This window comes from Photobacterium malacitanum, from assembly GCF_900185615.1.
GTDB classification, from domain to species: domain Bacteria; phylum Pseudomonadota; class Gammaproteobacteria; order Enterobacterales; family Vibrionaceae; genus Photobacterium; species Photobacterium malacitanum.
Genome location: NZ_FYAK01000004.1, coordinates 75433 through 92295, shown reverse-complemented (window position 1 = coordinate 92295; position 16863 = coordinate 75433). Strand labels below are relative to the sequence as shown.

Here is a 16863-nt window from a genome sequence, read left to right as displayed (position 1 = left end):
TTAAGTTTGATAACGAATTATAACTGAGAAAATGAGGATTAATTGGTTATCAGATTTAACTCATCAATTATTAAATAAGGCTTATTTTGCTTTCCATAATACAAAAAGCATTGAATGGACGCATAAATATTGTAGGGAGAATGATAATGTCTAAATTAAACAATTCTTTATCGCAAATAAAAAATATTTTCATAAATTTCTCCCTATGTGGTGCACTGATATTTGTTCATGGATTGCTTTTAGCTGCTAATGCAAACGCTAACGGTAGTTATGATTATGGTGATGCACCAGATACTAATGGTAGTGATTACAGTACCTTATTGAGTAACAATGGTCCTCGTCATGAATTGTTATCAAGTCTTTTTCTTGGTGATAATCCACCAGATGAAGATGATGGATTATTACAAAATGTAACGGCAACGGCGGATGATATACAGAGCAATAATGATGAAGATAGTTCTCATGGTATAGGTCTGTACGCCAGCAGTACATCATTAAGTTTTTCTCAATTAGTTAATAATACAACCTCTAATCCAGCCTATCTTTATGCTTGGATTGATTGGAATAACAATGGTCAATTTGAACGTAATGAGTTTGTAGAAGGCGGGACAGAAATAGGTGATGCGATGCTCGTCGCGAATGGTGATACCAGCGTTAACCTACTTTGGTCAACATTACCGTCGTTATCATCAAACAGTAATTTTTTTATGCGCTTGCGTATTAGTGATCAATTATTACCAGATAGTGCGGCATCTGCAACCGATGAAGACCCTCGTTCTTTAGGGCTTGCAGGATTTGGTGAAGTTGAAGATCATCAAATTAATGTTACGCCTAATTTCACCCAAGCTAATACTCTTACGTGTTCTTCCTCTGCCCAAGCTCTTACTGGGGCCGATATCACCACACTCTCAAATTATACCGCACTAGGTGGTGTGAGTATTGTCGGTGATGAATTGCATTCTATGCCAGCCAGTGGTAGCCATCCTGCAAAGCGATTTGAATTAGAAGTTTTATCACCAGGAAAACAATTTACTTACCCTGTGGGTATTGAAGCCGAGTTTAGATTGAAAAATTTAAATTCTGGAGATGGTGATTTGCTATTTTGGCTTACTGATCATACTAACATGAATGGTGTTTTTATAACGGATGTTGATAACAGCTATACAGCATGGGTTGGTAAAGATGCAAATTGGAATGGCGCTAATAGTGAAATAAGTGGTTTTGTTAATAGCACTGTGAATCAATTTGGTTCGGTTGCGGGATCATTAAGTACAACAGTATTTAAACGTTATCGTCTTAGTATGTATGTTCAATCAGATCAGTCAACAACAATTCAACTGACTGTTATGAATGATGATGGTTCTCTTATTGCTCAATCTCCAGTGCACATAGGTGCACGTACTCTTGATCCATCTCAAGGGATTTGGCTAGCGCATACCTCACATAATAATGACCCAAGCTCCCAGCGGTATATTTTTGGTGGTATGAGCATGGTGATCAGTGATGCTTCTGGGTGTGATTATGGCGATGCACCCGATGCTGTGACTGGTACTAGTGAGGGCGATTATGAAACCTTATCAATTAATGGCGGTCCTTCGCATATTATTGATGATGTTATTTATTTAGGTAATCAGGCTCCTGACAGTGATACGGATGGATTTAACAACGGTGTAGACACTCAATTTAACGCTTCAGATGATGATATAAAAGGAACGACTCCGAATGATGAAGATGGTGTTATTACGCCGATTGTCGTTGATAGTACTGATGTTTCATTAACCATTATTTGTAATGATTTTAGTGCAGGTAGTGGCGATCTTGGCGCAACCGTTCATGGTTGGATCGATACAAATCGTAATGGTGAATTTGAAGAAAGTGAATATGCGAGTCAAGGGTGTAATGATAATTCGTCCACTCAGGCTGGTAGTGCGGTATTAATATGGAGCGGTTTAAATTTAGCCTCGGGTGAGTCCTATATAAGATTAAGAATAACGGATGATAATTTAGTTGATACTGCTAGCGGCGATAATCGAGATGATCGTGCTTATGGTTCTGCCGTTTATGGTGAGATTGAAGATCATCCAGTAACCATAATCGTTAATGCAGATTATGGTGATGCCCCTGATACTGGATTAGGCGTGGGCGAACATAATTATCGCACCTTACTTGCAGATAGTGGCCCTTATCATGTTGCATCAACTGATATATTTATTGGCTCAAATGCCGCTGATAATGAAGATGAAGCACAAGGGGTCAGTGTATTAACGGCTGATGGTGATGATACAACTGGCACCGTTGACGATGAAAATAGTATTGCTGGTATTTCAATGAGTGCCAACGACACAAGTCTTACGACTGCAGTTACTGTTACCAATAATACAGCTAATGATAGCTATCTTTATGCATGGGTAGATTGGGATAACAGTGGTAGTTTTGATGTTGATGAGTTTGTTGAAGGTGGCACCGGAACTGACGGTCAAATTATTGTTGCAAGTGGCGATAATAGTAAAACATTAATATGGACATCATTAAGTAATCTGACTGCTAACGATCACTATTATGTCCGTTTACGTCTTTCTGATTCAGCGTTATTACTTAATGGTGAAACGGGCAGCAGTGAAGATCCACGCTCATTACATGGCGGTGGTTTAGGGGAGGTGGAAGATCATCTTTTTGTCATGGGTGAGGCTGATTTCTCTATTGCGAGTTGTAATAACCATGCGGAATTAACCCAGAAATGGTGGATTGGTACAACGGGAGGAGCAACACGAACAGTTATTGACTTTACTGCTCTTTCTGCAAATGGTGATCCGACTATTAGTGAAGCATCGTTAATCGGAATGTCGACAGGTAATGGTCATACGGAAGGCACGGTGACCATGACAGATCCCACCAATGGTGCAGTGATTATTTATGGTGATGACGGTGGTGTTTTTCATGGGCAAACGCATCAAGCTTTGTCACTTCCATTTGCAATGGGCAATTCGGTTGATTTCCCTATCGCGGTAACCCCAAAACCTGGCGGTGGCGTAAATGAATTTTATGTATTTGGAAATAACTATTCGACCATCAGTGCTGGCGAGCTTGATTTTTCATCGGCAACAGTAACCAGTCTAGGTACTGTTGAAACGGCATCGTTACTTGAATCACAACTTGTGGTGCCCCACGCTAACCGTTCAGATACATGGTTATTAACGGTAAATACCAGTTGGCAGCTAAATGCCCACCAATTGACAGCGAGTGGAATTATAGCACCAGTTACATCAGCGATTGTTTCGGGATCTGCCTCTAACGGTAAAGGGGCGATGGACTATTCGCCAGCAACGGGTAAATTAGCCATTGCACACGATTCATTGCCATATCGATTAATTATTGCTGATTTTGATGCCGCAAGTGGTCAACTTTATAATGTTCAACAAATTACAACCAATATAAATCGTATTGGTTCGTCACCGCGATTCTCTCCTGATGGTCATAAAGTCTTTTTTGAAAATGGAACCGCTGGCGATAATGGGCCTTTATTCTATTACGACATTGCAACCGATGCTGTGGTTGCTGTTGCGGGTATACCTGATAGTGTTTCTTCGATTAAATTTGGTCCTGATGGACGTTTGTATGCGTTTAAAAATGCCAGTATATACATCATTGATAATATCTCGACCACACCTTCTTTTGTTAAAACTTTAACGATGCCAGGCAATGCCAGTATCGAAACCTTACCTGAAATTTACGCGTATTGTGATTATGCTGGTGGCACCATTATTTTCAAAGATTATGGTGATGCGCCTGATGATAGTGACAGTGGAACCACTGGCGCTAATGATTATACGACGCTTGCTTCAACTAACGGCCCTTATCATCTCCTTCCGGCGAATGGTGCTAGTGTTTATCTTGGAAGTATTGCTCCAGATTCAGATGATGGAACATTGCAGAGCTTGCAATCTGATGCTGATGATACGACGAATGTTATTCCAAATATTGACGACGAAGATGCGATTAATGACATCGTCAATGTCAGCAATCAGTCGACGAGTTTCTCTCATACTCTAGCCTGTAATGGTAATGGCGCGCCAGTTTATGCATGGATAGACTTTAACCGTAATGGCATTTTCGAAGTCAGTAATTATGAATTTACAGCAGGATCTTGTGCGGATTTTACACCAGCCACTGATGGTCAGGTTCAACTTAACTGGAGTAATTTAGACAGCGCGACATTTGATGTCGGTTTTACGGTAATGCGATTGCGCATTGTGCCTGATGCACAGTTTAGTAATACTGATCTCAGTTTAACCTCTGAAGATGAAAGAAGTATCGCCGTTGCTAATGATGGTGAAATAGAAGATCACATTATTATGATTAGCCGTAGTGGTGATTATGGCGATGCACCACTAAGTTATGAAGTAACAGGCCAAGAAGCAGCGATTCATACCACAGGTATTTATTATTTAGGTGATCGTGTTGACGAAGAATCCACACGCTGGGTATTAGCCGATGAAGATGATGCGACGACAGGTGGGGGAAGTAATAATAATGGCAACGGAGATGATGAAGATGGCGTTCAATTTGCACTTTATCGCGGCATTGTCGGAAATAGCAGTATCGCGTGGAATCGCTCATCTGTTGCCATTGAAGTGAGTCAAAATGGTTATGCATCGATATGGATTGATTGGGATAATGATGGTCAATTTACTGAAGCAAATGATCTCGTTATTGCGGATTGGTCTGTAACCACTGGTAGTAACGTACATGCATTTACGATGCCTGCCAGTGTCACTTCAGATCGGACGGTGTGGGCGCGGATACGATACTGTCAGAATGCAAATGAATGTAACACTATCAGTGGCTATGCTGCGACTGGAGAAGTAGAAGATCATCAAGCTACGATAGGTCCAGTGCAATGTTTAGCACTGGGCGATCAATTTAAAATGCCAGCAAGTTCAAATTCGAGTGTAAATACCACCACTAATGAAGTGATTATTACTGCAGATCAAACGAGCCAACGCGGTGCATTTTGGACTAAAAATCGCTTTGATATGTCGGCTGAATTTAGATTGCGTTTTGGTGTTTATCTGGGAACTCGTGACGGTAATGGTGCTGATGGCGTTGCATTTGTAATGCATAACGATCCATCAGGCACAGAAACACAAGGTCTATTAGGCGGCGGACTTGGTGCTCAAGGTATCAGTAATTCGATTGGGGTTGAATTTGATACGTGGACAAATGGTCAATATAGCGATAGTAACAGTAATGATCATACAACGATGATGCTGCCATCATCGTCAAATCTAGGTTTGATACCAGGGACAAGTTATCACAGTTTATCTAATATTGAAGACGGTAAATATTATGAAGTCATCTTTGATTGGGAGCCAATTACGCAAACGTTTGATTATTATTTTGATGGTCAGTTATATGAATCGTTAACAGCGGATTTAGTAAATAGCTATTTTGGTGGTTCAAACTTAATTTACTATGGTATGACAGGATCAACGGGGGCTTATACCAATACCCAAAAAATATGTATTATTGAACAAGATATCTCATTTTTTGCTAATGACTTAGGTGATGCACCTGATGATGGAACTAATAACACGTTCCATACCTTACTAGAGAGTAATGGTCCTGTGCATGAAATCGGGGCAATAAGTGGTATTTTCTTAGGCGATATTGAGCCTGATATGGATCCTGGTACTTACCAAAGTATCGATGCCGATCAAGATGATATTAATGATAATTCGGCGTTGCGGTTATTGAGTGATGAAGATGCTGTTGATAATTTAGTGTTTGATTCGTCTAAATCGACGTTTACTTTAAATGTGCCTTGTAATGATTTTGTGGCGGGTAATGATTTAGCTGCAACGGTTCATGGTTGGATTGATTTTAATGGCAACCAGCAGTTTGAGCGTTCTGAATATGCTTATCGAGAGTGTACCGATGTTGATGAATCCTCAACAGGTGCCGCAATTTTACGTTGGATCGATGTTACGCAGGTGCAAGAGGGCACGAGTTATTTACGCTTACGGATTAGCAATCAGTCTTTACCACAAGATCTTGGACCAACCTCGTGGGATGAAGCCTCAACCGGTACCGTTGTTGGCGGGGAGGTTGAGGACCATAAAATTACCTTTAGTCAAGCGTCAGATTTTGGTGATGCACCGGATAGTTATCATACGTTAAGTGCTAATAATGGCGCTGAACATGGGTTGGGTAGCTATCGCTATAGCCTCTACTTAGGCTCAACTGCTGCTGATGCTGATAGTGATGGTTTTTCAGATGGTGTCGAAGATAATCCAAATACTGCTACTGATGATGATAATGTAGATACTTCTGGTATTAGTGCTGGCAATGATGAAGATGCTGTGACAGGTATGCCTGGTTTCTTTATAGATAGTACGGATTATCAAGTTGATGTGGTGTGTAATGATCATGATGGTAATGTAGACTTAGGAGCGACGGTTTATGCGTGGGTCGACTTTAATCACAATGGCAGTTTTGACGCGAGTAATAATGAGTTTGCTCAAGCGCAATGTAATGATGCTGATGCAACAACTAACGGCTCTGCGACGTTATCGTTTTCTGGTTTTACAGCCGCTGCTGCACCTGCAACCACTTTTGCACGTTTACGTATAACAACTCAAACATTGACAGCGACAGATTCAGCAGGCTTTGCTATTGATGGTGAAGTTGAAGATTATGCGGTAATTGTTGGTTTTAAAGTCAGTGGTAAGGTGTTTGCTGATAGTAACAATGCAGTTACCGATGGCATGAGTTACTACAATGGGAATCTTGATGCTGGCGAGTTAGGTATTAGTAATGTTGTGGTTACTTTATACGATATTACTACCAATACCTGTCAATCAACGACCACAGATACAAATGGTGACTATGCGCTAGCCGCATTAACCAATCATCAATATAAACTCTATGAAACGGCTAATGAGACCACACCGGCACCGTTGGTTTGTCCACCAGAAGTCGGTGCTGTCAATAGTGATGGTTTATTGGTAAACAATACTATTACTGATCCTGACGGTTACACATCAAGTTCAAGCAATATTATTGATTTAGGTACAATAACCAGTGATGACTCTGGTAATAATTTTGCAGATATAAGTGCGCCAGGGTTTGCATCGTGTGATGCTGATGGTTATTTATCACTACGAACCCCCGCGGATCTATTTGCGGTTGATTTATTTACTGGTGACACCGAAGAGCTTGCCGCAAATATTACCAGTACTTATAAAAATGGCAGTCTGCAAGTTGGTTATATGATGCAATATAATCATATTATTGGTGATATCACGCAAACAAATGCCAAGTTAATTGGTTTAGTTGATGGTAATTATAATGTCCATTTATTACCTATAACTCTGACGGGAAGCAATATCAATATTGCATTTAATAATGCCACTATTTCTGATGACGGCATTCTTTATATGGCCAGTGGTAACACGGGCTATATATTAAAAGTGGATGTGAATCCTGCCAGTGAAACCTATTTGCAAGAAGTTGGCCGACCAAGTATTTCTTCATTTGGGACCGCTGATTTTGCGATTAACCCACTTGACGGCAAGTTATACGGATTACGGAATAATGGTACGATTGCGATTTTTGATCCTGCAACAAATACTCGTGATAATAGTAAAAACGTCAATAAGGTCATCTCTGCTGGTGTGACGAGAAATTATAATAGTAATCATTTCACTTCTGGTTATGGTGCTATTTATTTTGATCAAGCAGGTAATATGTATGCTGTTAATAATGGTAAATACACTCAAGGTGATATATCTGCACCCGTTCTTCAAATTCCAATTGGCAATGGTGCTGCAGCAAATTATACCGCAACGATAGTGTCAAACTTAGGATTTACGATGTCGAGTAATGATGGTGCTCGTTGTCGTTATGCGCCATTAGGCCTTGATTTTGGTGATGCGCCTGATAGTTATCAAACGCTTAATAGTTCAAGTGGACCTTATCATGTTACTCGCAATAACAATTTATGGATTGGTGATAATAAACCTGATAATGATGTTGATGGTGCACCACAAATAGATGCTTATGGTGATGATAGTGTGGGTACTACGCCTGATGATGAAGATGGTTTTGATAACCAAGTCCGTGTGTTTGTTAATAATGGCAGCGGTAGTTTAACGGTTCCTATTACGAATAATTCAGGAAAAGCGGCCACTTTATATGCTTGGGTTGACTTTAATCAACTTAATGGATTTGAGCTATCAGAGCGAGCCAGTATTGCTGTTAGTGCAACGACAACACAAGCAAATGTGACTTTAAATTGGAATGGGCTTGCGGGAGTTGTTACTGGGGACACTTATTTACGATTGCGATTATGTACTGATGATGCAACGGCGCAATGTGATGTTATTTCAGGGCCTGCAAGTAATGGTGAAGTAGAAGATCACTTAGCGAAAGTGATTGAAGGTGTTTTCCCAAGTACAACATGTGACGGTATCTATCAATCCAGTGGTAGCAGCGCAACCAGTTTTGATTTTTCTGGATTGAATATAACCAATGAGCCTTACAGTTTATCGAATATTATCAGTAACCAAACAGGATTTGATAATCTCAATGGTATTGCTTTTGATCGTGTCGGAGGGGTGTTCTATGGTAGTTTCATTGATAATAGCAATACGCTCCATATCGCGATGTTTGATAAATCAGGCAATATTGTGGATGTTGGTGCTCCGCTTGCGAGTAATAGTTTCGATATAGTAAATGTATCTACAGGTGCGATGACTGCAGTTCTTGCAGGCTCTCCTATTACTGCTTCTCCTTCATTAGTTGGTCAATTAGGTACGATAAATCATAGTGGGGAGTATTTATATTTAGGGCATATTAACAGTGCTCAAATATTAATCGTCAATTTAAATACCTTTACTGTTGATGCAGTTAATTTATTACTACCAGATATTGGCATGACAACGGGGGGGGGCTTCTCGTTACCTTTTGACTCTGATTGGGTATTTAGTGCTGAGACTGGGAATATTTATGCGACAGAACTCGCCGCAAGAACGCTTTATATTATTAATCCAACCAGTGGCGCAATAGCAACAACGGCGATTGATTTTAATACCACGGTACCAGCAGCGACGAGTTACGGTATGGTGATGGGGGAAGATAGCTTTGTATATTTAATGATCGATGGCAATTATGACAGTGATTTAAATGGCAGTCTTGATGGCGTGGGCTCTGCATTATATCAACTCAATATATTGTCTAAAAAAGCATTACATTTAGGCCCTATATCAGGTTCGAATGTCGCTTATTCTGATGCCGCAGGTTGTATTGAAACAGCAAAAGATTATGGCGATGCTGATATTAGCTATGGCGCTGTAAGTCATCAATTTTCGGATAATAATAGTAATGGTATTAATGATTATTCTTTAGGGAGTTTATGGGATAGTGAATTTTATGCTCATTCCAGTACGAATGCCCGTGATGACAACTTATATACATTAGCAGACGAAGATGGGGTAATTATTCCAGCTCAGTTACAGGCAGGTACAAACACTATAACACTCTCGGCGACTCAGCCCGGTGTGGTCAATATTTGGTTAGATTATCAACACGGAGGCAGTTTTGATAGCAGTGAACAATTGCTAACGAATTATGCTGTTACGGCGGGAGATAACTCGATAGTGTTGACATTAGATGCGACTGCAATGGGTTCATATAACGGTGCGACCATATTACGAGTGCGTTATTGTGCCGCTATGGGGCAATGTGATCAGTATAATGATGTTGTACAGGGAAGTAGTGCGAGTAATGGTGAAGTGGAAGATTATCAAGTATGGACAACAGCAGTCTCTTTAGTTACCAACAGTTGTAACAATTTTACCTTATCAAGTGGCGCGAATGGTAATTATGGACTTGAAAGCTTGCAACCAGATACTACACCACTATTAACCACGTCATTGCAGCAACCGGTTACGATTACAAGCTTGACCAATTTTGATCACTTCAATGGTCTTGGTATGCATCCTGAAAGCTATTTAATTTATGGGGTTGTTACCGATAGCAATTCGATGAATGGTGATGCGCATTTAGTCGTCACAGATCAAAGTGGTAGTGAAGTGGTTAATTTAGGACGTATTGTTTCGGCCGTTAATCAAACACTACAACTAATTCCATCTAGTTCGATTGTATTTAATAAGAATCAACCACTTGCTAATGTTGTTAATGGCGTTAATATCCAGAGTGCTACCCGTGGTGCGATTGACCCTACGGGTAACTACCTTTATTTACATCATCAGCAATGGCAAAGTTTGATAAAGGTACATTTAAAAGATCAAACATTTACAATAGTTTCCCTGCAAAGTGCCTTAACCCCAATGGGGGGCGACATGGCTTTTGATAAAGATGGCAACCTCTACAATGCTGATCTTTTAAATGGGCAGTTATATCAATTGAATCCAACATTGGGAACCATTAATAGTGTTACCCTCAATTGGCATGGTGCCAGTGCGCCTATCGCAGGTGGTGCTATTGGTGCTTTGATAATGGATGACAGTATTTTTGCTTATGCGGTTACCAAAAATGGTTCGCATGATATAGATCGTAATGGTATAGCAGAGCATACCGGGTCTGCTATGTATCGTATAAATACAGTCACTGGTGATATTGTTGCTATTGCAGCTATGGACAGTACGTACAATGAAACCTTAGATGGTGCAGGTTGTTTTGTGAGTGCTGATTATGGTGATTCAACCGCAGATATTGACGGTAATGTTACACATCGATTTTATGATGATGATAACGATGGTGAGGTAGACTATCGTTTAGGGGTGTTGTTTGATCCTGAGCTAACACAGTTCAATAGTGCCGATGCTCGTGGTGATGATATTCATGATATTGATGACGAAGATGGCGTCAATATGCCAGCCAGTATTGTGGTAAATAGTATCGTTAACGTTGATGTTACCGTGACCAATCAAGGCTCTGGCTCACTGAAACTAAATGTGTGGGTTGATATGAACGGTAATGGTAGTTATCGAGATACCGGCGAGCAAATTGTTAATGAACTCGATGTTATTAACGGTATTAACTCAGTGCAGCTTCTCCTTCCTGCTGCTTATACTCAGGGCTATAACGGTAATACCACCATACGCTTTCGATTATGTGAACAAGCAAATCAATGTAACGCACCTGATGATGCACAATTAGGCATGTTAGCACCTAATGGTGAAGTGGAAGATTACCCTTTTGAATTGATCAATCAGATTGTTATTAAAGGCTTTATTTTTGAAGATAATGCAGCAGGAAGTGCTACTGCACATGATGGTGTGAAATCAGGATTAGAAACAGGATTAGGCCAATTTACTGTACAAGCTTTTTATCAAGGAGGAGTGATAGCGGGTTATAACCCTGGTGATATTTTATCAACAGTACGCAGTCGCGGTGATGGTAGCTATGAAATATTATTGCCAGTAGAAGTCGCTACCCAACCAGTCTTAATTAAGGTTGTAGGCCAAGCGAGATGGATAGATATCAGTGAAAGTGATCTCTCCTCAATACCACAAGCGAGCAGTAGTAGCGTCACCGACAACCAAGTTACAGTAACAGCCAATGCCGGAGATAACGTTGAATATCTTAACTTTGGTAAAGTAAAACCGCCAACATTAGAGGCCGATAATTTTACCGAAGTAGAACCTAATAACTCGGTATTACTGCGCCATCAACTACATAGCTTTACCTCGGGTAGTATTAATCTCATTATCGATGATATCGTTATTACGCCTACGAATAACAATTGGTCGATAACTTTATACCGTGACCAAAATTGTAATGGTGTTATTGATATTATAGATAATGCTATTACAGCGCCAATAACGGTAATTGGTAATACAGATCTATGTTTATTAAGTAAAGTTTTCATACCAAGTGATGCTGGATTAAATGCTTCAGCAAGGTATGCAGTAAAGGCCACCATGGTATTTGAAGATGTATCTGGAACTGGGCATGGTATTTCGCGAATTGTCACTGATACCGATACAGTAAAAGTTACTTTTGTTGGTGCTGGTGAATTAAAACTGACAAAAACAGTGAGTAACCTCACTCAGGGCAGTGGTATTACAACCCAAAATACCGCTAAACCGAATGATGTCTTACGCTATGACATACACTTTGAAAATGTTGGAACAGGGGTGATTTCTGATGTCACTATTTATGATGATACGCCAGCATATACAGTATTAGAGCAACCGCTTGATTGTAATAATTATACTTATCCTACTGGGCTTAACTGCAACATTGTAACGCTTAATGGTAATAACGTTAGTGGTTATAAAGGTCAAATAAAGGTTGAATTAACGGGGGAGTTACAGCCATCTGAAAATGGTTCTATTTATTATCAAGTAAATATTGAATAGATTGATGTTATTCAGGTAAGTTTATCTTTTGTAAAGCTGTTGCTTAGTTTATTTAAGTGTCAGCTTACAAATTTGAAATATGTGATGCAAAATAGAATTATAAATTGCAAAATAAAATAACATTTTAAAATCACCTTTCTAATTAATAGTTGAACTTGTATATAAAACTCAACTACGGATATATTAAGTTAATTATGTAACATAAGGAAACAGCTTATTTTCTAATGAAGATAAGGTGGTTTTTCTCAGCATTGTGACAGTAAAAAAACAAATTAAGCTATTTTTAAATTGTATTGTTTAAAAATATAAAGAAGATAACTTATTAAAAATAAGAATGTGTATTGTATTTTAAAAACGTCTTGTTTTTAATTTGTCTGAATGTTTGTAATCTTTTTATAGATTTGCAAAAAAGAAAGCAATATTTTTTATTTTGCATTGTGCAATCACTGATTTTTTTAACCTAATGATTTTTTATGATTTAAATAAATACTATGGTTGGCATACTTCTGGCATTAGTTATATTTCACGGATCATAATGGATGAGGTGTAATATGAAAAACTTATTATTAATGGTAATAACCTGCTTGATAATGTCTTTTTCTGTTTATGCGGAAAATAAAGATTTACTTACAAGTGAAATGGATGCTTATGTTGTTGAAATTAATAAGAAAGGTAAAGAGGAGTTAGTAAAAGCTGAGAAGGTTTATCCCAAAGATAAAATTGAATATAAATTAACGTATACAAATAATTCTGAAAAGCCTTTAAATGGCCTAGTTATTACAGGACCAATTCCTGAAAACACTTTTTATGTTGCCGATACAAGTAATACAAAAATTAAATCAAATTTTGTCGTTAGTATTGATGGAGGTAAAACATTTGAATCAGAGCCAGTGAAACGCGAAATTATAAAAGATGGAAAAAAAGTAGAAGTTATTATTCCACCTGAAAAATATACCGCAGTTCGTTGGATGCCACTCGTCCCAATTAATGCTAAGGAAAAACAAGTTTTTGCTTACCGTATAGAAGTTAAATAAACGGTGAGGAAATGATTCACCCCGTGCTTTTGCAAGGGTTTGCAACACATCTGAGTAATTACATTAATGACCTTAAAAGGTAACCACTTTATGAAGACGCATTTAAAGCCTATTAGTATGTGGGTTGCGGCGGGACTCATAACGGTAGGTGCAGGTTCAATATCTAGCCAAGCCCTTGCAGCTACTGCCGCCGGAACTGATATAAAAAACTTAGCAACAGTAACCTATGAAGATACTTCAGGGAACAGTTATACTGCAACATCAAATGAAGCCATAGTTACCGTTAAACAAATATACAGTGCAACAATTGAAAAGGATCTAGATAAGCCTGGTGCGCCTGGTCAAACCGTTTATCTTCCTCACGTATTAACCAATACTGGTAACGGTATTGATACGTACACCTTAACCTTTGGTCAAAATTTACCAACAGGTGATACACGAGGACCAGATACTCAAGATGCAACATCGATCAAATTATTCCATGATATAGATAACAGTGGTGAGCCAGGTCCTGGTGAGCCAGAGTTTGTGTCTGGCGATACTGTTACCATTAATGGTGGCTCGATCATGAACTTAATTGTTGCTGCGAGTATTGATCCGACAACAGCTATTGGTGAAACGATTGGTGTCCAGATAGAAGCTGAAGCTCATGAGGGCACTGGTAGTGCAATTGATGGTTCAGTATCTGATCCTATTGGTAATAATGACAGCGCTGATGATACCAACGGTGACTTAATTACAGTGACAAATGACGCTGTACTTAATATGACCAAATCGGCCGATCATCTTGAAAATCTAGGAACAGAGCAGTCTCTTGGTGTTGATGTCGATGGTGATACTAGCAATGACTTACCCGTCAGCTTAATTCGTTATACGGTAACGGTTAAAAATAACGGTAATACTGCTGCTAAAGATGTTGTGATATTTGATGGTATTCCTGATGGAACCACATTAGTTACAGCAAGTACTGGTGCACTATATGATCCAACCAGTACTCTACAAGCATCAAGTAATGATACCTTAATTACTAGTGTTGCTAACTTAGTTAATGAAGGCAGTCACGGTGTTGATTTAGACCAAGATGGCGCAACGGACTCTAATGAGGCTGATATTGGTCCTGGTCTTGATCTAAATAGTAATGGCAACACATCTGATTCAAGCCTGCCTGGTGTTTATGCGATTGATAAGTTCATGGATGTTGGTAACAACATGACGATGACCTTCTACGTAGCATATTCTCCCGATATTATTTCGGGTGATACAGATATTGGTAACGTTGCCTATAGCTGTGCTGATTTAAATGGTGATGGTGATTTCGAAGATGATGGAGAGTGTGGAAACCCTGATCCTACGAAAGCCGGTCCAGATACAACTAACCCTACAACGACACCAACAACTTCAACCACTGGTGTAGGGATTACAGATACAGGTCCTGAAACAGGTACATCAGGTGGTGGTGATACCGATGGTTCAGGTAATGGTATTCAGACTGTTGGTGGAGGCTCATCGGGTAGTGATGTGTTCTTCTATAACAAAATTATCAACAATGGTAATACAGTTGATAGCTTTGATTTAACAACAGTAAATACAAGTTTCCCACCATTAACAGGTTTCCAATACTGGAATGCTGATGGTACTGGTCAACTTGTTGATACAAATGGACATAATGGCGCTGATACAGGTCCTGTTCAACCCGCAACGTGTGATAATTCTACGCCAGCAACGGTAGATGGTATTACCGTAAATTGTAACGAAGTGTTGATCCGTGTCGTTGCTAAATTACCAGCAGATGCGGCTGATTATACCGCTCCGTTTGATGCAACAACGACAGCAACATCATTTAATGATAAGTCTAAATCAGGTAGTAAAGTTGAGCGTTTAGCAACGATCACAGGACCTACTGTTGATATTGCTAACAGCCCAATTACAGACGTAACACCAGGTACTAACCTTGATCCGTTTGATGTTAGTGATGGCTTTACAAGTGCTGATGTTGCAACAACCTTTAATGAGCCTTTAGGCACAACAGTAATGGTTCCGTTATATATTGCGAATGAAGGTGGTAGTTCAGATGCATTCATCCTACGTGCAGAAGGTAGTTATGATGGTGCAGCTTGGTTACCGACACTACCGCAAGGTTGGACTGTAGTATTTAAGCATAACGGTATTGATACTGACCACAGTGGAGCTGTAGATATTCCAGCAACTGGTGCAGTCATTACTTCAACACCATTAATTCCTGGTGGCGGTGTATTATGGGTGACAGCTGAAATTACTATTCCATTAGATCCAACATTAGCATTGTCTGATAGCTTACAGCCAAGTGCGATTGATGCTAATGGTGACAGTGATTTAGACTACATCATCTCGATGGTTGTAGAGTCAACAGCTTCTGGTGCAACAGACCGTAAGGTTGAAGCATTTGATATTGATGACGCTGCAAGTATTGATATTTCACCATTATCTTTAAGTGAGCAAGTTGAGCCAGGCGGTAACGTCGGTTATGAGCACACATTAAGTAATAATGGTAATACCACTGAAACGATAGACCTTTCTTCAAGTAACAATACTCCTGGCTTTAACAACACTATCATGATTGATACTGATGGTGATGGTACGCCAGATAAAGAAATAGGTAACCTTTGTGATGCCCCTGTTGTATCGCCTATTTCTGTACTACAAGCAAGTACTGGTGTTGCGACTGATATTGAAGTGACGTGTGACGCAACGGATGGTAGTGATACTGTTCCTAGCCTTACAATTGAACCAGGTGAAACTGTTGAGCTATTTGTGACTGTATTTGCTCCAGGTACAGCAACTTCTGGTACAACAAACATCACGACTATTAATGCTGTATCAACAACAGATCCATCAGTGAATGCGACTGGCTTAGATAATTCTGAAGTCGTTCAAGGTCAAGTACGTCTGTACAAGTTTACTGATATAGATGTTGGTTGTGATGGTAGTGGTGAGTCTGATATGCCGAAGAACTTCCAGAAACAACATACAACTCGTGTAGCTCCAGGAGATTGTGTGGTGTGGAAACTTGTTGCAATTAACGAAGGTAGTTCAACAGCACTAAACACTGTTATTACAGATAAGCGTACTGAATATACGCAATTCTCAAATGGCGGTGAGTTAGTTCAATGTCGTAATTCAGTCGATACTGGCGCTGTTAAGTTTGCGACAGATGCTGACTACGCACTGAAGACTGATGATCTTGGTCCACTTTGTAACCCAGACGGTACTACTGGTGCTGATGTTACCCCTCTTATTTCTGGTGACACAGTAACTTTCACTGTTAATGATTTAGAACCTGGTGACCGTGTTGTTGGCCACTTTGTTGTAGAAGTAGATTAACAGCTCCTAATTATGCCTCCCTGTTAATTTAGGGGGGCTTATTGAGCTTATTTAATAAATGATCTCAATAAGCCTTTATATCC

At 39.5% G+C, this 16863-nt stretch carries 3 protein-coding genes; all 3 read left to right on the top strand.

Annotated elements, in window-relative coordinates; translation table 11 throughout:
• Nucleotides 1-146: 146 nt before the first annotated feature.
• The 3 genes from PMAL9190_RS11635 (at nt 147) to PMAL9190_RS11625 (ending at nt 16780) form a co-directional block, all read left to right on the top strand.
• Nucleotides 147-12386 (top strand): GEVED domain-containing protein, encoded by a 12240-nt coding sequence (locus PMAL9190_RS11635; protein WP_144384358.1) that lies wholly within the window; start codon nt 147-149, stop codon nt 12384-12386.
• A 551-nt stretch (nt 12387-12937) separates the two neighbouring features.
• Nucleotides 12938-13420, top strand: a complete 483-nt coding sequence (locus tag PMAL9190_RS11630) for a DUF11 domain-containing protein (protein ID WP_087845345.1) — start codon at nt 12938-12940, stop codon at nt 13418-13420.
• 90 nt (nt 13421-13510) lie between these two features.
• Nucleotides 13511-16780, top strand: a complete 3270-nt coding sequence (locus tag PMAL9190_RS11625; protein WP_235004353.1) for a hypothetical protein — start codon at nt 13511-13513, stop codon at nt 16778-16780.
• The last annotated feature ends 83 nt before the right edge of the window (nt 16781-16863 follow it).